The organism is Sphingobium sp. UBA5915, from assembly GCF_002431195.1.
Lineage (GTDB): Bacteria > Pseudomonadota > Alphaproteobacteria > Sphingomonadales > Sphingomonadaceae > Sphingobium > Sphingobium soli.
Genome location: NZ_DJDV01000074.1, coordinates 1 through 22,557, shown reverse-complemented (window position 1 = coordinate 22,557; position 22,557 = coordinate 1). Strand labels below are relative to the sequence as shown.

Below are 22,557 nucleotides of genomic sequence, written 5' to 3'. Positions count from 1 at the left end.
AAAATCTATTATTGGAGAGGCTGATGAGTGTCGCCTTCCGTCGTGAGAGCGACGATGAACATAAGGAACCCACGTTCGAAATTCCGATCCCCCCCGGCCCCAACTGGGTCACGGCGCGAGGAATGCGGCTGACGCGGGAAAAGGTTGCGGAACTGGAAGCCGTGGACAGCGGTCCCATGGACGAGGACGCGGCCAAGAAGCATAAGCGGGAATTGCGCTACTGGCGCACCCGGCTGGCGACCGCGCAGCAGCAGCCGGCGCCCGATGGCGATGTGGTCGCCTTTGGCACCCGAGTGACCTATCGCCAGAGCGGGCAGGACAAGAGCGTCGTCCTCGTCGGCGATGATGAGGCCGACCCGCATGACGGGCGGATCAGCTTCTCGTCTCCGGTCGCACGCGCGATGATGGACGCGGAGGTTGGCGAGACGGTCGATTTCGCGGGCAAGGCGGATGCGATCGAGATTATCGGCATCGAGCCCGTAACGGAGGCGTGATCCGCCTTTTGCCGTCATGAAAAAGCCCGCCGGACAGCGTCCGGCGGGCTTTTTTGACTCGATGGAGCCGTTACGCGCCGCGTGCGGCTTCGAACAGGAACCAGGCGCGCTCCTCGGCCTGATCGGTCCAGTCGTCGACAATGCCTTCAGTGGCGTTGTCGCCGGCCTGTGTCGCGGCTTCCTTCACCGCGCGGAAGCTTTCCACCAGAGCGAGATTGTCGTCGCGCAGTTCCTTCAGCATGTCGGACGCATTGACGAAATCGGCGTCATTGTCCTTCACCGTCTGGTGGCGCGCAATATCGCCGATCGAGCGCAGCGTCGTGTTGCCGGTCTTGCGTACACGCTCGGCAATCGCGTCGGTGGTGCCCAGAATCTGGGTGGCCTGCTCATCGAACATCAGATGATAGTCGCGGAAATGGGGGCCAGAGACATGCCAGTGGAAATTCTTGGTCTTGAGATACAGGGCATAGCTATCCGCCAGAGCAGCGTTCAGCGCCTGTGCAACGGACTTGGTTTCGTTGCTCTTGAGATCGGTGGGTGTCTTGAGATCGGCAGCGGTCATGCGCAGTCCTCCTGTTCGTCAGAATTTGGTTTCGCACATATAATGATCGTTCCGCGCGTTAGTGCCATTTTTTCTGGCGATCAGCTTGAACGAAATTGTCGATCAGAGCAGCCCGGTCGCCGCCAGCGCTAGCCCCGCGCCGATCAGCAGCAGCATGCCCGCGCCGCTCCAGCGAATGGCGCGCACGGGCAGGATGGTGAGCAGTTGGGCGCGCAGCAGCACGACCGGCATCAGCGCGACAATGACGCCGATCGCGCCCCCGATTCCCGCCAGCCACGGCTCGGCGGTGCGGGTGGCGATGCCCAGGATCAGGAATTGCGGGCCGTCGCCGAAGCCCAGGATGAAAAGGCCGAGCGCGGTGGTGAGGAACGGGCCGGTCGGCCAGCCATCCAATGTGTCGGGCGGCGACACGCGCCACATCAACCCGACGCCCAGGAACAGCGTCGCCAGCGCCAGGAAGAGCAGCCGGGCGTCGGCCCCCAGCATCGGGCCGATCCATGCGCCGGCGAAGGCGGAGATGGCGGCATTGGCGATCGCGGCGGCGACGATGCCGGCAATGACCGCGCCATTGCGGTCATAGCGGGTGGCGAGCGCCAGCACGAGCAACTGGCTCTTGTCGCCGATTTCCCCCAGCAGGCAGCCGAGCAGGGCGGTCAGCAGGGCGTCCATGGCGCGCCTCAGGCGCGCAGGGGCACGACGGCGGCGCCCATGGGCGCGGGTATCATCGGGGGCAGGGCGTGCGCGCCGATGGCCTCCCGCATCCGGTCGAGATAGGAGAGGACGACAGGACCAAGACCATGGAGCGACAGGGCGCTTTCGAGCGTGCCGGCCAGCCCTTCGACCTCATCCAGGTGGAAGGCGCGGGCGATATGGCGGATCTGGTCGACTTCGTCATGCAGACGCAGCGCCGACACATGGCCCCGTTCGCCCGCCAGGCTGTCGACGCGGCGCATGAGGTCCGCCTGGATCGCCATCATCGGGTCATGCCGCATGTTCGTTACTCCCATCCCTTGGCCTGCCATGATAGGATCGGGACCGTTAAAGCCGCGTAAAGCCTGTATGTCGATGCGCCTCAGCCTTGACAGCGAACCGAATCTGTCCCATGGGGCACCGCTGAAACGGGGCGGTCCGACACGGGCCGCTTTTCTTTTTACGCATTTTACGACCAGGGAATAGGGCCATGGCCAAGCCGGCAACCGTCAAGATCCGTCTCGTCAGCTCGGCTGACACTGGCTTCTTCTACGTGACGAAGAAGAATCCGCGCACCAAGACCGAGAAGCTGAGCTTCCGCAAATATGACCCGGTCGTGCGCAAGCATGTCGAATTCAAGGAAGCCAAGATCAAGTAAGCTGCTGCGGACCTCGACGGTCCGCGCGTTTGATCGCAGGTTTTTCCGATGCAAAAGGCCCGCCCTGAGAAGGGAGCGGGCCTTTTGCCGTTTCACGATGGTCCCGCCACGGGGGCGTCACAAAAAAAGGGGCGCTTCCTTGCGGAAGCGCCCCTTCTGATCACGTCTATCGGGTCGGCTTAGTTGCCGATCGGCGTCGCGTCGCTGCGGCGCACGACGATGGTCGACGAGCGCGGCTCCTTGCCATCGACCGGCCAGTTGCCGGTGGGATGCTGAATGTTGATGAAGAAGTTCGTCAGGTCGGGCGTGTAGGCAAGGCCGGTGATCTCACAGCCTTCCGGTCCCACCAGGAAGCGCATCGATTTCTTGGATTCCTGGTCGATGTAGAACATCGCATTTTGACCGAAAATATCCTCGATGCTGGTATTGGGTTTGCCCGACGTGCCGGGAACCGAGTGATCGGTCTGAACCCACAGACGACCTTGCGGGTCGATGCGGATGCCATCGGGGCTGGAGAAGGTGTCGCCGTTGATGTCACCTTCCAGATTATCGCCAAAGCCCGCCAGTTCCGGGTCGCCCGCCAGCAGGAAGATTTCCCAGCTGAACGTGGTGGCGAGCGGCGAATCGCCTTCTTCCTTGAACTTGATGATGTGGCCGTGGCGGTTGCGGGTCCGGGGGTTGGCCGCGTCGGTGGTCGTGCGGCTGCTATTGTTGGTCAGCGTGACGAAGATCGCGCTGTTGTCGGGTGCGACCGTGATCCATTCCGGGCGGTCCATGACGGTGCCGCCAGCAACGCGCGCGGCCGAGATGGTGTTGATCAGCACCTGCGCCTGGTTGGTGAAGTCGACCGTCGTGGGTTCGGGCGGCGTGGTGAACTGGCTGACATTGCCCGGATCGGACGCGCCGGCAGTCAGGCCGTTCTGTCCCTGGACCAGGGCGCGCCATTCGCCGGTGCCATCGCCATTGAAGCGCGCGACATAGAGCGTGCCACGGTCGAGCAGGTCGGTGTTCGCCGCGCGGTCGCTGCTGCTATAGGCGCGGTCGCACACGAATTTGTAGATGCAGCCCGGGGTGCCGTCATGCCCCATGTAGAAGGCGACGCGGCGGTCGCTATTGGCCATATAGGCGACATTTTCATGGTCGAACCGGCCGAGCGCGGTGCGCTTGGTGGGGGCTGCCAGTTCCTGATAGGGGTCGATTTCGACCACCCAGCCGTAATTTTCCTCTGGCTGCGTGGGATCAAGATAATTGTCGGTGGTTTCCTCGCAGGTGAGGTAGGTGCCCCAGGGGGTGCGGCCCGACGAGCAGTTGTTGAGCATGCCCTTGATCGTGCCAGACAGCAGCCCCGAAGCGGGGCCGCTGGCCTTGTAGCTGCTGTTGCCCGTGTAGCGCTTGTTATATTTGGAATCGGCCTTCACCGACCAGCTGCCGTCCGACGCCTTGGCGACTTCGACCACGCCGATGCCGACGGCCGAAAGGGCCAGCGCCTTCTGCGCGGCGGTGGCCGTGTCGGCGTCATAATCGCCATCCATCAGGATGTTGAAATCGGGATATTCGAAATTGATCGCGAGCAGGCCACCGCTGTTGGCGTCGGTGCCCGACAGCTCGAAATATTCCATGCCGTCATGGTTGCCGCCGGCCCATTTTTCGGCCTGATCGGGGGTGGGATAGGCGTCGGCATAAGCCGTGCCGGGCTCGATCGAATCGCCGGCCTTCAGCAGCACCTGGACGGTGTAGCCGGTGGGCACGGTGACGGTGTCGTTCATATTGGCGGCGACCGGCGCGAAGGTGATGCCGTAGCTGGGGGCCGGCGTGGGCGTCGGAGTGGGGGTCGGCGTCGGGCTGCTGCTGTCGTCGTCATCATCGTCGCAGGCCGCGAGCGCGCCGAGCATCGGCAGGATCGACAGGCCAAACAGGCCGTTTTTCAGAACGGTGCGGCGCGCCGGATTGGCGGCGACGATCGCCTCCAGGCTGTTATCGCCCAAATCGATGGTCGGCTGCGCGGCGCGGGTGCGCGCCCGCGCCTCGTCGGTCAGATGAGACATGAATCTACCCCTGTGGTGCAGGCTGTCGGCGAAAGGCCGCGCCATGGCACAAGGGGTTGGCAGAGCGGTATGACGGCCGGGCTTCTGAACGAAGTCTTTGAAATGAAAGCTTCGTGACGCTGCGGTGACAGGCTGTCAGCCGGGTCAGAGCAGGGCGTTCACCTGCTCGACGAAGCGCAGCACCGATATCGGCTTGGATACATAGGCGTCCGCGCCCGCGCCACGAATCCGGTCTTCATCGCCATGGCCCGCATAGGCGGTGACGGCCATGATCGGCACATGCGACAGGCGGGCGTCCGCTTTCAGCGAGAGGATGAGGTCAAAGCCGCTGACATGGGGCAGGTGGATATCGGTGATGACCAGGTCGGGCAGGAACGCGCCCGCCTCTCGCAGCACGTCGCGCCCGTCGCGCAGCGGCAGCACGTCATGGCCGTGGGCGCGCAGCAGATCGCAAAAAAGTTTGAGATTAAGTTCGTTGTCCTCGACAACGAGCACGCGCTTTGTCACCAGTCACCCGCAATTCACCTGTGAAGCGCGCCCCGCCCGCTTCCCCGCCAGAAGGCCCTATCATGCGACCCGACAGCCCGAATCGCAAGCCGGATAGCAGCGCTACGGATGCGCAGGACCCCGCGCTGCTGGCGCTGCTGGCGCTGGGCTGGATACTGGCGGATGGCGCGCGAGCGGACCGGTTGCTGGCGCTTACCGGTATGGATGCCGATACGCTGCGCGCGAGCGTTGGCGAGCCGCAGGTGCTCGCCGCCGTGCTGAGCTTCCTGGCCGACCATGAGCCCGACCTCATCGCCTGCGCGCAGGCGATCGACACCAGCCCCGCCGCGCTGATCGCGGCGCAGGAGAGACTGATCCGATGACGCGACCCCTGATCATCACCGATTGCGACGAAGTGCTGCTGCACATGGTCGTCCCCTTTCGCCATTGGCTGGACGAGACGCATGACGTGCATTTCGATATGCATGACCGCAGCTTTGCCGAGGCGCTGCGCCACAAGGATAGCGGCGAGCCACTGGAACGCGAACTAGTCTGGCAGTTGCTCGTCGGCTTTTTCGACACTGAAATGCACCGGCAGGCGCCGATCGCGGGCGCGGTGGACGCGCTGCTGCGTCTGTCGCGCGTCGCTGATATCGAGGTGCTGACCAATATCGGCGAGCGCCACCATCAGCAGCGGATCGCGCAACTGGCCGCATTGGGGCTGGATTTTCCGGTCCACTGGAATCAGGGCGGCAAGGGCCGGCCGTTGGCCGACATCGTTGCCGATCGTCAGCCCAGCATCGCGCTGTTCATCGATGATCTGGCCGAACATCATCATTCGGTCGCGACGCATGCGCCCGATGTGTGGCGGCTGCACATGGTCGGCGAGGCAGAAATCGCTGCCGGCGTTCCCGCCGCGCCTTATGCCCATGCCCGGATCGACGATTGGGTCGCGGCCGAGGCGTGGATCATGCAAAGGCTGGCGCAGGGGCCGGCCCCCAAGGATATCGTTACTACAGGAGCCATGTCATGAGCATCGACGCCCGCCTTGCCGAACTCGGCATCACCTTGCCCCAGGCCGCAGCGCCGGTCGCCGCCTATGTCCCCACCGTGGAGGCCAATGGCCTGCTGCACATCAGCGGCCAGATCGCGCTGGCGCCCGATGGCCTGATGACCGGACGGCTGGGCGAGGACCGCGACCTGGACTATGGCGTCGCCGCCGCGCGAGTCTGCGGCCTCAACCTTATCGCCCAGATGAAGGCGGCGCTGGGTTCGCTCGACCGGGTGGAGCGCATCGTGAAGCTGGGCGCTTTCATCAGCAGCGCGGCCGACTTTACCGACCAGCCAAAGGTCGCCAACGGTGCGTCGGAACTGATGGTCGATGTCTTTGGCGACGCGGGCAAACATGCGCGCAGCGCCGTGGGCGTGCCCGTGCTGCCGCTGGGCGCGGTCGTCGAAATCGACGCGATCGTCCTTGTCCGGCCGGCCTGACACGGATGTCCTGACCGCACGGCCCTTTGCCCATCGCGGGCTGCACGGAAACGGCGCGAGCGAGAATGGCATGGCGGCGTTCCGGGCCGCCATCGCCGCCGGCCATGGCATCGAATGCGATGTGCGGATCAGCCGCGACAGCGTCGCCTTCGTCTTTCATGACGACGATCTTGGGCGGATGACGGGACGTGCGGGGCCGATCGCGGATCAGTATGGCGCGCAGCTTGACGGAGCGCGGTTGCCCGACGGCGGCGCTGTTCCGCGCCTGTCGGACTTGCTGGCGCTGTGCGACGGAATGACGCCGCTGCTGGTCGAGATCAAGACGGACGGTTGGCGCGTCGCCAAGATCGCGGCGGCGGTTGCGCGGGACCTGGACGCATGGCTGGATGCGCCGGTGGCGGTCATGGCGTTCAATCCGCTGGTGCTCCGCTGGTTTGTCCTCCAGAGACCGCGACAACTGCGCGGATGGGTGGTGAGCCAGCAGAATAAGGGGCCGATGCGCCGATGGGCCGAGCGCGCCCTTGCACTTTGGCTGGCGAAACCCGATTTTCTGGCCTGTGACATTCGCGATCTGCCTTCCCCCTTTACCGCGCGGATGCGCAGCCGGGGCGTGCCCGTGCTGAGCTGGACGGTCCGCACCCCGGACGATCAGGCGCGCGCGGCGCGTCACGCCGATCAGATCATCCATGAGCTTGGCCGTGGCTGAGGTGATCGCGCGTGTCGCGAACGGTGTCGCGGAGTTGCCCCAGGACCAATGGGATGCCTGCGCCGGGGCGGACAATCCATTCGTCAGCTGGCACTTCCTGAGTGCGCTCGAGCGATCCGGAAGCGTCGGGGGAGCAAGCGGCTGGCAGCCCCTGCCGCTGGTGATTGACGATGCCGATGGACAGATGGCCGCCGCCGCGCCGCTCTATGCCAAGAGCCACAGCCAGGGCGAATATGTGTTCGACCAGGGCTGGGCCGACGCATGGGAGCGGGCGGGTGGCCGCTATTACCCCAAGATCCAGCTTGCCGCGCCCTTTTCCCCCGTACCCGGTCCGCGCCTATTGCTGCGCGATGGGGCGATGGCGCCGGGGCTCATCGCCGGGATCGAGACGCTGGTCGAACGCAACGGGTTGTCATCGGCGCACGCCACCTTCGTCGCGCCGGACCAGGTGCCGCTGTTCGAGGCGAATGGATGGCTGATCCGTGAAGACAGTCAGTTTCACTGGACCAATCGCGGCTATGGCGACTTCGATGATTTCCTGGCCGAGCTGTCGAGCGAGAAGCGCAAGAATATTCGCAAGGAACGCCGCCGTGCGGTGGAAGGGCTGGATATCATCCACCTGACCGGGGGCGACCTGACCGAAGCGCATTGGGATATTTTCTGGGAATTTTATCAGGATACGGGCGCGCGCAAATGGGGGCGGCCCTATCTGACCCGCGATTTCTTTTCGATCCTGGGCGAGACGATGGCCGACAGGCTGTTGTTGATGCTGGCGCTGCGCAATGGCGCGCCGATTGCCGGTGCGCTCAACCTGATTGGCGGCAATACGCTTTATGGCCGCTATTGGGGCTGCGTCGAGGACGTGCCCAACCTGCATTTCGAACTCTGCTATTATCAGGCGATCGACGTGGCCATTGCGCGCGGGCTACCCCGGGTGGAAGCCGGAGCGCAGGGCGGGCACAAACTGGCGCGCGGCTATGCGCCCGAACCGACATGGTCGGCCCATTATATCCCCAATGCCAGCTTCCGGCGCGCGGTGGCCGGATTTCTGGAGGCCGAACGGGAAGAAGTGCAGCGCGACCGGCAATGGCTGGCGCAGCGAACCCCGTTTCGCAAGGGCGGTTAGAGCATCAGGCGGCGCGGGCCTGGCGCGGCGCGATCAGCGCGCGGGCCTGGCGCTGTGCTTCGGCGATCTGGCGCGCTGTCATTTCCTCTGCGATTTCCGCGCGCATCGACTGGCCCTGCTGGCTGCCGCGCATCGCGGCGAGGTTGAACCATTTATGCGCTTCGACTAGGTCGATGGGCAGGCCGCCGGTTCCGCAGCTATAGGCGACGCCAAGGTCAAAACAGTCGTCCGCCGATCCATAGGCCGCCCGCGACATCCGGGCTTCCATCAAAAATTGCGCGCTTTTGAAACTGTTACCCATGAAACCAACCCCCTGTCCTGTCGCTAAAGCAAAATGTGACCCTTTGGTTTGTACGTTGGGTGCATCATGGCGATGGACCGGATAAAAAATGGTTAACGGGTTATTTGCCATATATGGCGTGCTGACGGGCGGGCGCATCGGATAGCCTTTTGGGGGTGGCGTGGGCGACGCTTAATCCCCATAGCCTGCGCATGAGTTCGACATCTTCATCATCGCCGCCCCGGGACATTCATTTCCGGGAATTCGTGCTGCTGTGCGCGTGCCTGATGGCGATGAACGCCCTGTCGACCGATCCGATGCTGCCGGCGCTGCCTGCGATCGGGCGCGACCTGGCCATTGCTCACCCCAATGACCGGCAGCACATCATCAGCGTCTATTTCTTGGGATTGGGCGCCGGATCTCTTCTCTTCGGCGTCTTGTCCGACCGATTCGGGCGCAAGGCGGTGCTGGGCAGCGCCATGGCGCTGTTCGTGTTGTCGACGATCCTGTGCGCCACCGCGCCGAGCTTCGCGATGCTGCTCGTCGGACGCGGTTGCGCCGGATTTTTCGCAGGCGCGAGTCGCGTCATCACCGTCGGCATCGTCCGCGACAGGTTTCATGGCGACGCGATGGCGCGGGTCATGTCGCTGATCTTTGCGGTATTCATGCTGATCCCGGTGGTGGCACCTAGTTTCGGGCAGGCGATCCTGCTGGTTGCGCCATGGCGCTGGATATTCTGGATGCTGGTGATACTGGCCAGCATGATCCTGATCTGGATGCTGGTGCGGATGCCTGAAACGTTGGCGGTGGAAAACCGCATGCGCATCACGGCGCGGGGCCTGATGGCCACCATCGGCGTGGTGCTGCGAACGCGCAGTTCGATCGGCTATATGCTGGCGAGCGGGGTGGTGATGGGCGGGCTGATCGGGTTCATCCTGTCGGTGCAGCAGATTTTCTTCGACGTGTTCGATGCAGCGACCATCTTCCCGATCGGCTTTGCCACCATTGCCGGCTGCATGGGGGTCGGCAGCCTGATCAACAGTCGCCTGGTGCAGCGCTTTGGCGCGCGTCGCATGAGCCAGACCGCACTGATCGCCTTCTGCCTGATCGCTGCGATTCATCTGGCCGTGATCCTGAAGGGGTGGGAAACGCTGGCCACGTTCGTCGCGCTTCAGTCGCTCACCATGCTGACGGTCGCCTTCACGGCGGCCAATTTCAGCGCCATTTCGATGGAGCCGTTCCACAAGGGCGCGGGCGTTGCTTCATCCTTTCAGGCATTTTTGACGACGGCTGTGTCGGCCGCGCTGGGCAGCCTGGTTGGCCGGGCGTTCGATGGCACGACATTGCCCTTTACCCTGGGATTGCTGGTGTTCGGGGTTCTGTCTTTCCTGATCGTGGTCTGGGCCGAGCGGGGAAAGCTCTTCACTCGCCCCAATCTGGCCGCGCTGCGTGACCCTGTTGAGTCGGTAGGGCGCTGAAACGAAAACGGGGCGGTTTCCCGCCCCGCTTCAGTCTGGATCAGGCGTCCTTTCCGCCCGGCGTCGGCGCGCCCGGCAGCGGCGGTACCGGCTGCGGGGGTACGGCAGCGTCGTCCTCCGCTACGTCGACGATACCCCGGCCCACATGGCTGCGGTTGCGGCTATAGGCGAAGTAGACGATCAGGCCGACCGTGGCCCAACCCACGAACATCAGCTTGGTGTCGCTGCCCAGGCTCCAGAACAGATACATGCACCCGATGATCGCGATGGGCGCTGTGACCATGATCGCAGGCGTGCGGAAAGGCCGCTTGCGCGTCGGGTCGGTCCGGCGCAGCACCATGACTGCGATCGACACGGCGGCAAAGGCGAAAAGCGTGCCGGAATTGGAGATGTCCGCCAGGATGCCGACCGGGAAGAAAGCGGCGAACAGCGCGACGAAGATGCCGGTCAGGATGGTGATGACATGCGGCGTCTTGTAGACCGGATGCACCTTCGAGAAGAAGTCGGGCAGCAGGCCATCGCGGCTCATGACGAAGAAGATGCGGGTCTGGCCGAACATCATCATCAGGATGACTGAGGGCAGCGCCAGGCCGGCGGCGAGGCCGAGCAGGTTGCCGATCTGGGGCCAGCCGATTTCACGCAGGGTCCAGGCCAGCGCCTCCTTTGAACAGGTGACGGCTTCTGTTCCGGCCTTGGCCAGCGCGGCGCACTGCGCGGACAATTCGGTGGAGCCGGGCGCCAGCGCGATGCCGCCCTGCGCGATCGGGATGTTGCCGGCCGTTACGGGCTGGGCGCCTACGGTGCCGATGACGCCAGCGGCGACCAGCATGTAGAAGACGGTGCAGATGGCGAGTGAGCCGATAAGGCCGATCGGCATGTTGCGCTGGGGATTCTTGGTTTCCTCAGCCGCGGTCGACACTGCGTCGAACCCGACATAGGCGAAGAAGATGGAAGCCGCAGCCGCCGAAATGCCGGCAAAGCCGAGCGGCGCGAAGGGCGAGAAACCGTCCATGTTCATGACCGGCACCGACAAGATGATGAACAGCGTCAGCGCCGCCACCTTGATCGCGACCAGCACGGCGTTGACGGTCGCGCTTTCCTTCGTGCCGATGACGAGCAGCCAGGTAACGAGCGCGGCGATCAGCATGGCTGGCAGGTTGACGATGCCGCCGTCATAAGGCCCGCGCGTCAGGATATTGGGTATGTCCATCTGGAACGTATGTTCGATGAGGCCTACGACATAGCCCGACCAGCCCACCGACACGGCGCCGGCGGCGACCGCATATTCCAGGATCAGCGCCCAGCCGACCATCCAGGCGATGACTTCGCCCATCACCGCATAGCTGTAGGTATAGGCCGATCCCGACACCGGGACCATCGCGGCCATTTCCGCGTAGCAGAGCGCCGCCACGGCACAGACGAAGCCGGCGATGACGAAGGAGAGCATCATGCCCGGCCCCGCCTTTTGCGCGGCTTCGGCGGTCAGCACGAAAATGCCGGTGCCGATAACCGCGCCGATACCCAGCATGGTGAGCTGAAAGGCCCCCAGAGACCGATGCAGTGATTTCTTTTCCGCCGTCGCCAATATGGCGTCGAGAGGCTTTACGCGCCCGAATATCATGAGATTGTTGTTCCCTTAGCCCGGAACGCCGATCGGCGAACCCCTTTTGCCTATGGGAAGGGCAGACTATCGCCTAATCTGCCGCGCGCAAGTATGTTGCGCGGTCATGACAGGAAAGGCACAAGGGCGCCATGGTTGAATTGATAAAGGCGCCGCTGCTCGATGCCGTTCCCCACGGCTTTGCCGGGCGGCGGGGCGGCGTGTCCGGCGGCATTTATGCGGGCCTCAATGTCGGGCTGGGGTCGGAGGATGATCCTGATGCGATTGTGCGCAATCGCGATCTGGCGCGCGATGCCGTCCTGCCGGGCGCTGCACTGGTCACGGTGCGGCAAGTGCATTCGGCGCGCGCGGAGACGGTGACAGCGCCTTTCGCCATGGACGCCCGGCCGGAGGCGGACGCGATCGTCACTGACCGGCCGGGGCTGTTGCTGGGCATATTGACCGCCGACTGCGTGCCTGTGCTGTTTGCCGATCCGGCGGCGGGCGTGGTGGGGGCGGCCCATGCCGGGTGGAAAGGCGCGATCGGCGGCGTTACCGACGCGACGCTGGCGGCGATGGAGGCGCTGGGCGCAACGCGATCGCGGATCGTGGCGGCGATCGGCCCGTGCATCGGCCGCGCCTCCTATGAGGTGACGGACGATTTCGCGCATCGCTTCGAGGAGCAGGACGCGGACAATGCGCGCTTCTTTTCAGCGGGCAAGCCCGGCCACCTGCAATTCGACATCGGCGGCTATGTCGCGGCGCGACTGGCGGCGGCGGGTGTAGCGCGGGTCGCGGTGCTGGACGAGGATACCTATAGCCAGCCGGACCGCTTCTTCAGCTATCGCCGCGCCTGTCATCGGGGCGAGCCGGGCTATGGCCGGCAGATGTCGATGATCGGACTGCCGGCGTAAAGACGGATCAGGGCGCGAGCGGCGAGGTTTGCGCGACCGGCGCGCCTTCGCTGCTGCGCAAGGTCCGCGGCTCCAGGATCGCCGCCGTTTCGATGAGGTCGAGCGCCCGGCGCGCTTCCATGTAGCGGCGGGCCATCTGCACCCATTTTTCCGCGACCGCCCGGCCAGGCATATGTTCGACCTGCGCCAGCGCCGCGCTGACCCGGCCGCCGTCGAGATAGCGCATCGCGCGATCATAGGCGGCTTCGGGGCGGGGTGAGGGCGCATCGGCCTTGCGAATGGTGACAAGTTCGCGCGCTTCATGTTCCAGCGCGTCCCACCAACTGGCGCTGGCCGGCGGCTTGACCAGCGCATTACCGATATTGGCAAGGCCCGCGCGCAGATCGGCGAGCGTTACCGGTTCGCGCGCCGCGTTGATGATGGTGGCGACGGCACGCGGTTGTGCCTGGCCGAAGCGCAGCCGTAATTGCCCCTCAATATAGCCGAGCGGACCGCCATTATCGAGCGCGCGCCGCGCGGCGAAGGCGACCAGCAGTCCTTCGGCGCGGGCTGCGTTGGCGGATGCGGCCTGCGCCTCCACCGTGATGCGGGTCAGCCTTTCTTCCAGTTGCACGACGCGCCCATCGAGCATTTGGGCGCTATCGTTCGAGAGCGGGCGGGGGGTGGCGGCGGGCAGGCTGGCGCGGGGGGTGGGTGTGGCGGTTTTCTGGCTTTGCGTCCGCCCCCAGCGGCTCTGGATCTGCGGCCAGGCCCAGACGGTCAGGCCCACCCCCAGCGCAAAGGCCAGAAGCGTAAGGATCAGCAGCGGCAGAAGGCTGCGCCGCCGCGCCGGCGCAGGCGAAAATGTGCCGGCATCCACGCTGTCGCCATCCATGCTGACCCGTTCGTCTGTCATTGCTGCTGTCCTTCGCACAAAGCGCGGGCAAGAGCCAGCATCTCGTCATCATCGGGCCGCGGTGGGCAGGCGGCGCTGGCCCAGCCATCGCCACAGGCGACCAGCACGTTGGCGCTGATCGCGATCAGGTGCAGCGCGCCGCGCCGGGATTGCGGCATCTGCGCCGCCAGTTGTTCTCCCGCGCGCGGCGAGTGAACCAGCAGGATCGCGCCCGGCGTTGTTGCCGCAATCAGCGCCGGATCGGACGGAAGCGCGGCCATATGATAGACGGCGATGCGGGTGATGGCGAGCGGACCGGCCTCGATCGGCGCGACGGTCGTGCCGGCAATGTGGAGCACGCGGCGATGCCCGTCCCGCGCGATCCGCGCGGCGATGGCGCTGCCATCCGCGTCGCCCGCCGCCACATCGTCCCATCCCGCGGCATGAAGAGCATCGGCCGTGGCCTGCCCCACGGCATAGGTTGGCAGGGCGTGATACGCCTTCAGCGCGGGACCGGCGCAGCGCGCACCATTGGCGCTGGTCAACAGCAGCGCGTCGAAATCCTGTGCCGGGGGAGCAGGCCAGTCCAGCGTTTCCGGCGCGAACAGCGGATGGACCACAGGCGACAGGCCAAGCTGCCGCGCCCTCTCTGCGGTGCGATCGGCGCCCGGCTGCGGCCGCAGGATGAGGATGCGGCTCACGCCTCGAACAGGGCGCGCAGGGCCGGGCTGGCGCGGTCGAGCAGCGCGCGGCCCAGAGCTTCGCCCGCATCCAAGTCGCCGCGTGCCAGGCGCAGATTCTCGCTGACCGTTTCCTGCCCGTCGGGGCTGATGATCTCGGCGCGCAGCATCAGATCGTCGCCGTCGACCAGCGCGAGCGCGGCGATTGGTGAATGGCAGGTGCCGCCCAGGCCGCGCAGCACGGCGCGCTCCATCATGACGGTGTCGAACGTGTCGCGATGATTGATCGCTGCCACGGCTTCGATGACAGGCGCGTTGCCGGCCAATATCTCGATGCCCACCGCGCCCTGTGACGGGGCGGGCAGCATCGTGTCGACCGGGATGATCGTGCCGACATCCCCCTGGTCCAGCCGATCGAGCCCGGCCGCCGCCAGCAAGGTCGCATGCACCTCCCCCGCCGCCAGCTTTGCCAGCCGTGTCGCGACATTGCCCCGGAACAGGGTGATGGTGGCGTCGGGGCGCAGCCTTTTGACCTGGGCGCCGCGCCGCGGCGAACTGGTGCCGACGATCGGGTTGGGAGGCAGGGCGTCGAAACTGGCCGCGCCTATCAGCTTGTCGCGCGGGTCGGCGCGCGGCAGCATCGCGGCGATATGGAATATGTCGTGCCTGACGGTTTCCACATCCTTCATGCTGTGGACGGACAGATCGGTTTCCCCGGCGACCAGCGCCCGGTCCAGTTCCTTGGTCCAGAGCGCCTTGCCCCCGATGTCCGCGAGCGCCCGGTCCTGAATCCGGTCGCCACTGGTCTGGACGGTGACGATTTCGATCGCGTCGGCGGTCCAGCCATGGGCGGCGATCAACGCCTGCGCGGTCATGCGCGCCTGCGCCAGGGCGAGCGGCGATCCCCTGGTGCCCAGGCGCAGCGGCCGGCCCATGTCGCTTTGTGGGGTGAAAAGCATATCCAGCTTGCTCTAATGACCAGCGGCATTAGATGGAAGCGGCAATGACCATCATTCTGGGCCTGGAATCGAGCTGCGATGAAACCGCAGCGGCGCTGGTGACGGCCGATGGACGCATTTTGGCGCATCGCCTCGCGACGCAGGAGGAGGCGCATCGCCCCTATGGCGGCGTCGTGCCCGAAATCGCCGCGCGCGCCCATGTCGAGGCGCTCAGCCCCCTGATCGAAGCCGCGCTGGCCGACGCGAAGATGACGCTGGCCGATGTGGACGTGATCGCCGCGACCGCCGGGCCGGGCCTGATCGGCGGAGTGATGGTCGGCCTCGTCACCGGCAAGGCGCTCGCCCATGCGGCCGGCAAACCGCTGGTCGCGGTCAACCATCTGGAGGGGCATGCGCTCTCGCCCCGGCTGGCCGATCGGACGCTGCAATTTCCTTATCTTTTGCTGCTGGTGTCCGGCGGCCATTGCCAGTTGCTGCATGTGAAGGGGCCGGGCGACTATGCGCGGCTAGCCACCACGATCGACGATGCGGCGGGCGAGGCGTTCGACAAGACAGCCAAGCTGCTGGGCCTTGGTTATCCCGGCGGGCCGCTGGTCGAGAAGGCGGCGGCCATGGGCAATCCCAAGGCGGTGCCCTTGCCCCGGCCGCTGGCCGGCACGGCGGAGCCGCATTTTTCCTTCGCGGGTCTCAAAAGCGCGGTGATGCGCGCGGTTCAATCCGGCCACTATGCGACCGAGGATATCGCGGCATCCTTCCAGCAGGCGGTGATCGATTGCCTGGTTGATCGGACGCGAAGGGCGTTGGGCGAAAGCGCGGGCGTCACCGCGCTGGTCGTCGCCGGGGGCGTCGCCGCCAATCAGGCGATCCGCGCCGCGCTCGAAGACTTGGCCGCCGCCCATGACCTGCCCTTCGTCGCGCCGCCGCTGTGGCTTTGCACCGACAATGCGGCGATGATCGCCTGGGCAGGCGCGGAACGCTATGCTGCCGGCATGGTCGATGACCTGAGCGTTCCGGCCCGGCCGCGCTGGCCGCTCGACCCGGCGGCGGAAAAGGCGCGCGGCGCCGGTGTCAAGGCATGAGGGGCGTGAAGGCATGAAGGCGGGAGTCATCGGCGCGGGCGCATGGGGCACGGCGCTGGCGCAATTGCTGGCCAGCGATCGCCAGGATGTGGCGTTGTGGGCGCTGGAACCGGATGTGGTGGACGCGATCAATGCCAGCCATCAAAATCCGCTCTACCTCGCCAATATCCCGCTATCGCCTTCGGTCCGGGCGACTGGGTCGATGGGCGACCTTGCCGCCTGTGAGATGCTGCTGGTGGTCAGTCCCGCCCAACATCTGCGCGCCGTGGTCTCGCAGGCCCCGGCGGGGGTGCCGTTGGTGTTATGCTCGAAGGGGATCGAGGCGGGCAGCAGCCTGCTCATGTCGGAAGTCGCGGCGCAGGCGCAACCGGATTCGCCCATAGCGGTCCTGTCCGGTCCGACCTTTGCCCATGAGGTGGCGAAGGGGCTGCCGACCGCCGTCACTTTGGCGTGCGAGGATCGGGATCTGGGCCAGCGCCTTGCCGCGCGGATCGCGCGTCCGTCCTTCCGCCCCTATCTGTCCGACGATGTCATCGGCGCGGAGATTGGCGGCGCGGTCAAGAATGTGCTCGCCATCGCCTGTGGTGTCGCGGAGGGCGCGGGGCTTGGCCTCAATGCCCGCGCGGCGCTGATTTCGCGGGGCTTTGCCGAAATGACGCGCTTTGGCCTGGCGCGTGGCGCGCGGGTCGAAACGCTGGGTGGGCTGTCGGGGCTGGGCGACCTTGTGCTGACCTGCTCGTCCACCAATTCGCGCAATTTCTCGCTCGGCAAGGGGCTGGGCGAGGGCGCGAGCGCGGCTGAGCTGTTGTCCAACCGCCGGACCGTGGCCGAAGGCGCGCATACCGCCCCGGTGCTGCGCGACGCAGCGCGCGCGGCGGGAGTCGAAATGCCGGTGGTGGAGGCGGTCTGCGCCCTGCTGTCCGAGGCCGCACCATTATCCGATGTGATCGACGCGCTGCTTGCGCGGCCGTTGCGACCCGAATAAAGCGCCCCGTGCCCACATCCCTTTCCCCGTCATGACGCCGGCCGAACCGCCGCTGACCGCGACCGACCGGTCGCTGCCCGATGACCGGGACGATATCGCCGCGCTGGCGAAGGGTGGGCGGACGAATATCTTTGGCTTCCTGCTGCGGCTGGCGGCGCGGCTTCCGTTTCTGTTCATCGCGGGTCGCTGGTATGGCGCAGATGCGCTCGGCCGTTTCGCTTATGCCGTGCTGGTGGTGGAATTCATCGCCCAGATCGCGACGCTGGGCCTCAAGCGCGGCCTCGCCGGCGCGCTCGCCCAGACCGAGCGGCCGCATAATCATGTCGTTGCCGACGCGATGCTGGTGACGTTCCTGGCGTCGTTGCTGGGCGCGGCGATCCTGATCGCTTTTCCGCAGGCGATGTTCCCCAACAGCAGCATCAACGGGCTTGATCGGTTGCTGGCGCTGGTGGTGATCGGGGTTGCAGGGTCCGATGTGGCGCTCGCTGCCTGCGCCTATCGGTTCGACATTGGCGCGACCGTGCGGGCGCGATCGATCATCGAACCCTGGGCGATCAGCATCGGCGCCTTTGCCTTTGCCTTTTATTCGACGCGCGACGGCCTGATCCTGTCCTATGCCGTGTCGATGATCGCGGCGCTGGTGGCGTCGATCATCCCGCTGATGCGCCATTATGGCGTGCCGCGCGGCTGGCGGCCCGATGGTGGCCGACTGTGGCGGTTGGCGCGGCGCAACCTGCCGCTGGCGGCGGCCGACGGCGTCGAATGGGGATCGCGCCGGCTCGACATGGCGATATTGGGCCTGTTCGTCAGCCCGGCGGTGATCGGCATCTATTATGTAGCGCAGCAGGTCGCGTCGCTGCCGCAGAAGCTCAAGACCAGTTTCGACCCGATATTGGGGCCGGTCATCACGCGCAATCTGGCGGAAAACAACCTGGCCGCCATCGCCAAGCAGGTGAGCCAAGTCGGTTTCTGGATCATCGCGGCGCAGGCCGGGATTGCGCTGGCGCTGGGCATTCCGGGCGAAGCGGTGATGGGGCTGGTGGGACCGCATTTCGTCGGGGGGACCGGCGCGCTCGCCTTCCTGCTGCTGGCCGAAGTGGTGGCGGCGACGGCGGTGGTGAGCGAATCGGCGCTGGTCTATATCGCCCGGCACCGCAACCTGATGATCTCGCTGGTGATGATCGGGTGCCAGGCGGCGCTCAGCTTCGCGCTCATCCTGCTCGCCCGGCAGATGGAGCTGCCGGGTCTGTGGGTGGCGGCCGCCCCGGCGCTGGCGCTGTGCCTGGCGCTGGCGCTGGGTGCGCTGGTGAAGGCGCGACTGCTCTCGCGGCTGCTCGGCGCACCGATCAACGCATGGCGCTGGCCGCTGCTGAGCGCGGCGGGGGTCGCTTGCATCGTGGGGGCGGGCTTTGTCGCGCTGCCGCCGCGGTTCGAATGGGTCGAGCTGGCGGTCGGCGTCTGGGCGATTTTGGGGGCCTATGCGCTGGTCATCTGGCGCTGGGGCTTTGGCCCCGATGACCGCGCGCTGTTCCGCAAGCAGAAGGCGGGCTGACCCAGAGACCAGCCGCGCCTTCCGCTGCGCCAGGTCAGGCGAACAGCTGGTCGCGGATCACCACCAGATCGGCTTCGGGCCGGGCGCCCCAGTGGGAAATCACTTCGGCCGCCGCCGCTGCGCCGAGGTTCAGGCAATCGGCAACATCGCGCCCTTCGATATGGGCGGCAAGGAAGCCGGCGGCGAACAGGTCGCCCGCGCCGGTCGTGTCGATGATCTGGCTGACTGGTGCGGCGGGCGCTTCATAGCGTGTGCCATCGACCACCGCGACTGCGCCCTTTTCGCTGCGCGTCGACACCAGCACCGGCACCTTGCCGGCGAAGCGGGCGAGCGCCTTGTCGAAATCATCCACCTGCGCCAGCGACTGGATTTCGCCCTCGTTGGAAAAGAGGATGTCGATAAGACCCTGGTCGATGAGGTCGAGGAAGTCGGCGCGATGCCGGTCGATGACGAAATTGTCCGACAGGGTGAAGGCGACCTTGCGGCCCGCATCGCGCGCGGCCTCGATCGCCGCCCGCATCGCCGCGCGGGGCTGTTCCGGGTCCCACAAATAGCCTTCGAGATAAAGGATGCCGGCAGAGCGGATCATGTCGAGGTCGAGCGCGGCTTCCGGCAGAAATTGCGAGGCGCCCAGAAAGGTGTTCATCGTGCGCTGCGCGTCGGGCGTCACCAGGATGAGGCAGCGGGCGGTGGGCACGTCGCCCTTCATGGCGGGCGTGTCGAACCGGATGCCCAGCGCATGGACGTCATGGGCGAAGACCTCACCCAGCTGATCGTCATTGACCTGACCGATGAAACCGCATTTTTTCCCCAGCGCAGCCAAGCCCGCCAGCGTGTTGGCGGCCGACCCGCCGCTGATTTCCTTTGCCTGGGGCATGTCGGCATAGAGGCTTTCGGCCATGGCGGCGTCGATCAGCTGCATGCCGCCCTTGGTCAGCGCGTGCTGCGCCAGAAAGGCATCGTCGCTGCGGGCGAGAACATCGACAATGGCGTTGCCGATGGCGACGACGTCGAGCGTGGGGGCGGAAGCGGTCACGCAATATCCTTATGCTGGTAATAAAATTGCGCCGTCTCTACCGGGCCGGCGGCGTGGGCGCAACGGCGCTGATTGACGGCGGGGCTAGGGCAGCGGATAGCGGAAGCATGATCCTGACCGCCGCGCTGCGCGCTTTCCCTTCCATCTTCCAGCGGGCGACGCTGCGCCTGTTGGCCAAGACTTTGGCGCTGACGCTGTTGCTGTTCGCGCTGCTGGGCGCAGCCCTGTGGAGCGGATTTCATGCCGCGCGGCTGGCGCTGGGCTGGGGCGGCGGGGGCCTCGCCGAGGCAAGTGCAACGGCGATCGTCCTGGTCGCGGCGGGATGGCTGCTGTTCCGGGCGACGGCGATGGCGGTGATGGGCCTGTTTGCCGACGATATCGTCGCGGCGGTCGAGCGCGCCGATTATCCCCATGTCGCCGCCAGGCCGGTGGGGTGGGGGCGCAGCGTGCGGCTGGCGCTTGCCTCGCTGGGGCGCGCCATCGGCTGGAATCTGCTGGCGCTGCCCGCCTATATCGCGCTGCTGGTGACGGGCGTAGGCACGATCGGCCTCTTCCTGGCGCTCAACGCCATTCTGCTGGGCCGCGACATGGCCGACATGGTCGAGCCGCGTCATCCCGCGCTGCCACCCATCCCGCGCGGCAGCCGGTGGCTCATGGGGCTCGTTTCGGCGCTTCTGTTCCTGGTGCCGCTGGTCAACCTGCTTGCGCCGATCTTCAGCGCGGCTATGGCGGTTCATATGCTGCTCGGCCGGAAGACCAGATGATGATTGCCCCCCGTTTCCTGTCGTTTCTGCTGCTGGCCCCGCTCGCCGCCTGTGGCGGGTCGGTCGTTCCCAGAGGCAGCTACGCTCCGCCGCCCGCCGGCCCGCCGGCCAGCGCCTTCCAGAAACAGGGGCCGCTGATGGGATCGGACGCACGCCGCCTGACGCAATTGTTCGGCACGCCCCGGCTCGACATTCGCGAGACCACGGTACGCAAACTGCAATTCGCCAATGGCCGCTGCGTGCTCGACGCCTATCTTTATGCGCCCGCGCGGGGCAAGGAGCCGGTGGTGACGCATGTCGACGCGCGCAACCCGACCGGCGCGGATGTCGATCCGGCCGCCTGCGTGAGCGCGCTCCAGTCGAAATAGGCACCGATTTTCGAAGCGGGCAAAGTTCATAGTGTCGCCGGGCGTTTTTGGCCCGAAGCGACCACTATGCGCCTGCGAAGCGACCACGAAGCGACAGCTGTTGCGAGCGGGATAGCGGCGTGGATGGCCTGGGGAAGCGGCTTTGGGTCATCGCCAAGGGTAGAGCGGGCGAAATCCTATTTTGGAAGCGAATAGGATGGATGGGGGTCTGGGCGGCATGGCGTTGTGTATGATGGACCATGCCGGGGGAGATAGGTTGCCGCGTGAGCGATGGTGACGGGCAGGTCTTCTTGGGCTTGAAGTGGCAAGGGCGCTTTCTTCCGCGCGGTTTGGCTGCGCGGGCTGGCAATTCAAGCGGAGGCGCGGGGCGGGCGCGGGACACCCCGCCGTCAGCACTGCGTGCTGCCACCTCCCCTGACGGGGGAGGATGACTCCGGCACCTCCGCCGTCAGGGGACGCGGGCGGTCAGGCGGTGAGTTTGGCGATGGCCCAGGCAGCGGCTTCGGCGATGACGGGGTCTTCATCGTCGCACAGGGGGCGTAAGCGTGCGAGCAGGCGCGGGTCGGCGCTGTTGCCTGCGGCGATGGCGGCGTTGCGGACCAGGCGGTTGCGGCCGATGCGCTTGATCGGCGAGCCGGAGAAAATTTCGCGAAAGGTCGCGTCATCGAGGTCGAGCAGGTCGCCGATGTCGGGTGCGGCGAGTTCGGCTCGGCCGAGGAACGCCTTGTTCGCGGCGGCATGGTCGGCAAATTTGTTCCAGGGGCAGACCGCCAGGCAATCGTCGCAGCCATAAACGCGGTTGCCGATGCCTTCCCGCAGGTCCTGCGGGATCGGCCCCTTATGTTCGATGGTGAGGTAGGATATACAGCGGCGCGCATCGACGACATAGGGGGCTGGGAAGGCATCGGTCGGGCAGGCGGCCTGACAGGCGGTGCAGCTGCCGCAATGATCGCGTTCGGGCGCGTCAGGCGTCAGCGCCCGTTCGGTATAGATGGCCCCCAGGAACAGCCAGCTGCCATGGTCGCGACTGACCAGATTGCTGTGCTTGCCCTGCCAGCCAAGCCCCGCGCCCTGCGCTAGGGGTTTTTCCATCACCGGCGCTGTATCGACGAAGACCTTGAGCCCGCCGGCCTCGCCCTCGCGCGCCTGCTGCTCCACGAGCCAGCGGGCGAGCGCCTTCAGCGCCTTCTTGACGACATCGTGATAATCCTTGCCCTGCGCATAGACCGAAAAGCGCGCGCGGTCGGGCGCATCGGCCAGCGCCAGCGGATCGCGGCCCGGCGCATAGCTCATCCCCAGCATGATGACGCTGCGCACGGCGGGCCACAGGCCGCGCGGCGAGCCGCGTTGGTCGGCGCGCTCCTCCATCCACAGCATGTCGCCATGATGGCCGGCGTCCAGCCATTGGCGCAGCCGCGCGGCGCTTTGCGGCGCGGCGTCGGCGTCGGCGATACGGCAGGCGGCAAAGCCCAGCTGCTGCGCCTGCGCCTTAAGGCGCTGCTCCAAGGTTTCTATAGGCACGGCCACGGGTCCAGACTATCAGGGCGGGATGATCGGCGACACCCCGGCCCCGTCCTCCGCCTCCATTCCGGCCCCCATGCCCGTCTTCGCCGTCGAAGGCCATGGGCTCGTCAAGACATTCGGCAACTTCCGCGCGGTCGATGGCGTCGACATCGCGGTGCCCGCGGGCGCGATCTACGGCATTTTAGGTCCCAATGGCGCGGGCAAGA

General features: G+C 66.1%; 26 protein-coding genes and 1 pseudogene. 15 read left to right on the top strand and 12 right to left on the bottom strand.

Annotated elements, in window-relative coordinates; genetic code table 11:
* Positions 1-23: 23 nt before the first annotated feature.
* Entirely contained in the window at positions 24-494 is a 471-nt protein-coding gene (locus B2V90_RS12080) for a GreA/GreB family elongation factor (protein ID WP_228222679.1), read from the top strand.
* Between the two features lie 70 nt (positions 495-564).
* Here the strand turns inward: B2V90_RS12080 and B2V90_RS12075 are convergent, their stop codons facing one another.
* From B2V90_RS12075 to B2V90_RS12065, 3 genes are all read right to left on the bottom strand, one after another.
* Complete coding sequence (locus B2V90_RS12075) at positions 565-1,056, bottom strand: Dps family protein (RefSeq protein ID WP_228222680.1); 492 nt, start codon at positions 1,054-1,056, stop codon at positions 565-567.
* A 102-nt stretch (positions 1,057-1,158) separates the two neighbouring features.
* Positions 1,159-1,725, bottom strand: a complete 567-nt coding sequence (locus B2V90_RS12070; RefSeq protein WP_228222681.1) for a TMEM165/GDT1 family protein — start codon at positions 1,723-1,725, stop codon at positions 1,159-1,161.
* Between the two features lie 8 nt (positions 1,726-1,733).
* Positions 1,734-2,048, bottom strand: coding sequence for a hypothetical protein (locus B2V90_RS12065; RefSeq protein WP_009820355.1), 315 nt, complete (start codon positions 2,046-2,048; stop codon positions 1,734-1,736).
* Positions 2,049-2,236: 188 nt separating this feature from the next.
* On the opposite strand from B2V90_RS12065, the gene rpmG reads away from it, so the two are divergent.
* Positions 2,237-2,404, top strand: a complete 168-nt coding sequence (gene rpmG, locus B2V90_RS12060; RefSeq protein WP_007687342.1) for a 50S ribosomal protein L33 — start codon at positions 2,237-2,239, stop codon at positions 2,402-2,404.
* Positions 2,405-2,583: 179 nt separating this feature from the next.
* Here rpmG and B2V90_RS12055 read toward each other — a convergent pair whose 3' ends face one another.
* A complete protein-coding gene (locus tag B2V90_RS12055) occupies positions 2,584-4,449 on the bottom strand; it encodes a PhoX family protein (protein ID WP_228222682.1) in 1,866 nt (621 codons plus the stop codon).
* 144 nt (positions 4,450-4,593) lie between these two features.
* Complete coding sequence (locus tag B2V90_RS12050; RefSeq protein WP_009820357.1) at positions 4,594-4,956, bottom strand: response regulator; 363 nt, start codon at positions 4,954-4,956, stop codon at positions 4,594-4,596.
* Between the two features lie 62 nt (positions 4,957-5,018).
* On the opposite strand from B2V90_RS12050, the gene B2V90_RS12045 reads away from it, so the two are divergent.
* The 5 genes from B2V90_RS12045 to B2V90_RS12025 are packed head-to-tail and all read left to right on the top strand — an operon-like array spanning position 5,019 to position 8,258.
* Positions 5,019-5,318 carry a DUF3572 family protein gene (locus B2V90_RS12045; RefSeq protein WP_228222683.1) on the top strand — a complete coding sequence of 100 codons (300 nt, stop codon included), beginning with the start codon at positions 5,019-5,021 and terminating at the stop codon, positions 5,316-5,318.
* On the top strand, positions 5,315-5,968 hold the full coding sequence (locus B2V90_RS12040; RefSeq protein ID WP_228222684.1) for an HAD family hydrolase: 654 nt from the start codon (positions 5,315-5,317) through the stop codon (positions 5,966-5,968). Before B2V90_RS12045 ends, B2V90_RS12040 begins: the two co-directional genes overlap by 4 nt.
* The gene (locus B2V90_RS12035) at positions 5,965-6,426 is read left to right on the top strand and encodes a RidA family protein (RefSeq protein ID WP_228222685.1); all 462 of its coding nucleotides are present in this window, start codon (positions 5,965-5,967) and stop codon (positions 6,424-6,426) included. Before B2V90_RS12040 ends, B2V90_RS12035 begins: the two co-directional genes overlap by 4 nt.
* Positions 6,410-7,132 carry a glycerophosphodiester phosphodiesterase family protein gene (locus B2V90_RS12030; protein ID WP_228222686.1) on the top strand — a complete coding sequence of 241 codons (723 nt, stop codon included), beginning with the start codon at positions 6,410-6,412 and terminating at the stop codon, positions 7,130-7,132. Before B2V90_RS12035 ends, B2V90_RS12030 begins: the two co-directional genes overlap by 17 nt.
* A complete protein-coding gene (locus tag B2V90_RS12025; RefSeq protein ID WP_037542373.1) occupies positions 7,125-8,258 on the top strand; it encodes a GNAT family N-acetyltransferase in 1,134 nt (377 codons plus the stop codon). Before B2V90_RS12030 ends, B2V90_RS12025 begins: the two co-directional genes overlap by 8 nt.
* Positions 8,259-8,262: 4 nt before the next feature.
* Here B2V90_RS12025 and B2V90_RS12020 read toward each other — a convergent pair whose 3' ends face one another.
* Positions 8,263-8,559 carry a hypothetical protein gene (locus B2V90_RS12020; RefSeq protein WP_009820363.1) on the bottom strand — a complete coding sequence of 99 codons (297 nt, stop codon included), beginning with the start codon at positions 8,557-8,559 and terminating at the stop codon, positions 8,263-8,265.
* A 191-nt stretch (positions 8,560-8,750) separates the two neighbouring features.
* Between B2V90_RS12020 and B2V90_RS12015 the strand changes: the two genes are divergently transcribed.
* On the top strand, positions 8,751-10,016 hold the full coding sequence (locus tag B2V90_RS12015; protein WP_228222687.1) for a multidrug effflux MFS transporter: 1,266 nt from the start codon (positions 8,751-8,753) through the stop codon (positions 10,014-10,016).
* A gap of 40 nt (positions 10,017-10,056) precedes the next feature.
* Here the strand turns inward: B2V90_RS12015 and B2V90_RS12010 are convergent, their stop codons facing one another.
* Positions 10,057-11,637, bottom strand: coding sequence for an amino acid permease (locus B2V90_RS12010; RefSeq protein ID WP_228222688.1), 1,581 nt, complete (start codon positions 11,635-11,637; stop codon positions 10,057-10,059).
* 131 nt (positions 11,638-11,768) lie between these two features.
* On the opposite strand from B2V90_RS12010, the gene pgeF reads away from it, so the two are divergent.
* A complete protein-coding gene (gene pgeF / locus B2V90_RS12005) occupies positions 11,769-12,530 on the top strand; it encodes a peptidoglycan editing factor PgeF (RefSeq protein ID WP_228222689.1) in 762 nt (253 codons plus the stop codon).
* Positions 12,531-12,537: 7 nt separating this feature from the next.
* Here the strand turns inward: pgeF and B2V90_RS12000 are convergent, their stop codons facing one another.
* From B2V90_RS12000 to hemC, 3 genes are read right to left on the bottom strand one after another with little or no spacing between them, the layout of a single operon-like run.
* Positions 12,538-13,425 carry a hypothetical protein gene (locus tag B2V90_RS12000; RefSeq protein ID WP_228222690.1) on the bottom strand — a complete coding sequence of 296 codons (888 nt, stop codon included), beginning with the start codon at positions 13,423-13,425 and terminating at the stop codon, positions 12,538-12,540.
* On the bottom strand, positions 13,422-14,105 hold the full coding sequence (locus B2V90_RS11995) for a uroporphyrinogen-III synthase (protein WP_228222691.1): 684 nt from the start codon (positions 14,103-14,105) through the stop codon (positions 13,422-13,424). The genes B2V90_RS12000 and B2V90_RS11995 overlap by 4 nt, the downstream gene beginning before the upstream one ends.
* Positions 14,102-15,043 (bottom strand): hydroxymethylbilane synthase, encoded by a 942-nt coding sequence (hemC, locus tag B2V90_RS11990; protein WP_228222692.1) that lies wholly within the window; start codon positions 15,041-15,043, stop codon positions 14,102-14,104. Before hemC ends, B2V90_RS11995 begins: the two co-directional genes overlap by 4 nt.
* 44 nt (positions 15,044-15,087) lie before the next feature.
* Between hemC and tsaD the strand changes: the two genes are divergently transcribed.
* Genes tsaD through B2V90_RS11975 form a run of 3 tightly spaced genes read left to right on the top strand, consistent with a single transcriptional unit; the run spans position 15,088 to position 18,659 of the window.
* A complete protein-coding gene (tsaD, locus tag B2V90_RS11985) occupies positions 15,088-16,122 on the top strand; it encodes a tRNA (adenosine(37)-N6)-threonylcarbamoyltransferase complex transferase subunit TsaD (protein WP_228222693.1) in 1,035 nt (344 codons plus the stop codon).
* A gap of 13 nt (positions 16,123-16,135) precedes the next feature.
* Entirely contained in the window at positions 16,136-17,107 is a 972-nt protein-coding gene (locus B2V90_RS11980) for an NAD(P)H-dependent glycerol-3-phosphate dehydrogenase (RefSeq protein WP_228222694.1), read from the top strand.
* Between the two features lie 31 nt (positions 17,108-17,138).
* A complete protein-coding gene (locus tag B2V90_RS11975) occupies positions 17,139-18,659 on the top strand; it encodes a lipopolysaccharide biosynthesis protein (RefSeq protein ID WP_009820372.1) in 1,521 nt (506 codons plus the stop codon).
* A gap of 34 nt (positions 18,660-18,693) precedes the next feature.
* Here the strand turns inward: B2V90_RS11975 and B2V90_RS11970 are convergent, their stop codons facing one another.
* Positions 18,694-19,695, bottom strand: a complete 1,002-nt coding sequence (locus B2V90_RS11970; RefSeq protein ID WP_228222695.1) for an adenosine kinase — start codon at positions 19,693-19,695, stop codon at positions 18,694-18,696.
* 107 nt (positions 19,696-19,802) lie between these two features.
* Between B2V90_RS11970 and B2V90_RS11965 the strand changes: the two genes are divergently transcribed.
* Entirely contained in the window at positions 19,803-20,459 is a 657-nt protein-coding gene (locus B2V90_RS11965) for an EI24 domain-containing protein (protein ID WP_228222696.1), read from the top strand.
* Positions 20,459-20,827, top strand: a complete 369-nt coding sequence (locus tag B2V90_RS11960; RefSeq protein WP_037542381.1) for a hypothetical protein — start codon at positions 20,459-20,461, stop codon at positions 20,825-20,827. Before B2V90_RS11965 ends, B2V90_RS11960 begins: the two co-directional genes overlap by 1 nt.
* A 465-nt stretch (positions 20,828-21,292) precedes the next feature.
* On the opposite strand, the gene queG is transcribed toward B2V90_RS11960, so the two are convergent.
* Complete coding sequence (gene queG / locus B2V90_RS11955; RefSeq protein ID WP_228222735.1) at positions 21,293-22,333, bottom strand: tRNA epoxyqueuosine(34) reductase QueG; 1,041 nt, start codon at positions 22,331-22,333, stop codon at positions 21,293-21,295.
* A gap of 43 nt (positions 22,334-22,376) precedes the next feature.
* Between queG and B2V90_RS11950 the strand changes: the two are divergent.
* Positions 22,377-22,557, top strand: a pseudogene (locus B2V90_RS11950) (ABC transporter ATP-binding protein); the annotation flags it as partial.

Excerpts from the sequence above, each read along its gene's own strand:
- hemC (WP_228222692.1), bottom strand. The coding sequence starts at position 15,043 with ATGCTTTTCACCCCACAAAGCGACATGGGCCGGCCGCTGCGCCTGGGC.
- B2V90_RS12080 (WP_228222679.1), top strand. The coding sequence starts at position 24 with ATGAGTGTCGCCTTCCGTCGTGAGAGCGACGATGAACATAAGGAACCC.
- B2V90_RS11980 (WP_228222694.1), top strand. The coding sequence starts at position 16,136 with ATGAAGGCGGGAGTCATCGGCGCGGGCGCATGGGGCACGGCGCTGGCG.
- B2V90_RS12010 (WP_228222688.1), bottom strand. The coding sequence starts at position 11,637 with ATGATATTCGGGCGCGTAAAGCCTCTCGACGCCATATTGGCGACGGCG.
- B2V90_RS12070 (WP_228222681.1), bottom strand. The coding sequence starts at position 1,725 with ATGGACGCCCTGCTGACCGCCCTGCTCGGCTGCCTGCTGGGGGAAATC.
- pgeF (WP_228222689.1), top strand. The coding sequence starts at position 11,769 with ATGGTTGAATTGATAAAGGCGCCGCTGCTCGATGCCGTTCCCCACGGC.
- B2V90_RS12000 (WP_228222690.1), bottom strand. The coding sequence starts at position 13,425 with ATGACAGACGAACGGGTCAGCATGGATGGCGACAGCGTGGATGCCGGC.
- B2V90_RS12015 (WP_228222687.1), top strand. The coding sequence starts at position 8,751 with ATGAGTTCGACATCTTCATCATCGCCGCCCCGGGACATTCATTTCCGG.
- B2V90_RS12075 (WP_228222680.1), bottom strand. The coding sequence starts at position 1,056 with ATGACCGCTGCCGATCTCAAGACACCCACCGATCTCAAGAGCAACGAA.
- B2V90_RS12055 (WP_228222682.1), bottom strand. The coding sequence starts at position 4,449 with ATGTCTCATCTGACCGACGAGGCGCGGGCGCGCACCCGCGCCGCGCAG.
- rpmG (WP_007687342.1), top strand. The coding sequence starts at position 2,237 with ATGGCCAAGCCGGCAACCGTCAAGATCCGTCTCGTCAGCTCGGCTGAC.
- B2V90_RS12045 (WP_228222683.1), top strand. The coding sequence starts at position 5,019 with ATGCGACCCGACAGCCCGAATCGCAAGCCGGATAGCAGCGCTACGGAT.
- B2V90_RS12065 (WP_009820355.1), bottom strand. The coding sequence starts at position 2,048 with ATGCGGCATGACCCGATGATGGCGATCCAGGCGGACCTCATGCGCCGC.
- tsaD (WP_228222693.1), top strand. The coding sequence starts at position 15,088 with ATGACCATCATTCTGGGCCTGGAATCGAGCTGCGATGAAACCGCAGCG.
- B2V90_RS12020 (WP_009820363.1), bottom strand. The coding sequence starts at position 8,559 with ATGGGTAACAGTTTCAAAAGCGCGCAATTTTTGATGGAAGCCCGGATG.
- B2V90_RS11975 (WP_009820372.1), top strand. The coding sequence starts at position 17,139 with ATGACGCCGGCCGAACCGCCGCTGACCGCGACCGACCGGTCGCTGCCC.
- B2V90_RS12040 (WP_228222684.1), top strand. The coding sequence starts at position 5,315 with ATGACGCGACCCCTGATCATCACCGATTGCGACGAAGTGCTGCTGCAC.
- B2V90_RS11960 (WP_037542381.1), top strand. The coding sequence starts at position 20,459 with ATGATTGCCCCCCGTTTCCTGTCGTTTCTGCTGCTGGCCCCGCTCGCC.
- B2V90_RS11965 (WP_228222696.1), top strand. The coding sequence starts at position 19,803 with ATGATCCTGACCGCCGCGCTGCGCGCTTTCCCTTCCATCTTCCAGCGG.
- B2V90_RS12035 (WP_228222685.1), top strand. The coding sequence starts at position 5,965 with ATGAGCATCGACGCCCGCCTTGCCGAACTCGGCATCACCTTGCCCCAG.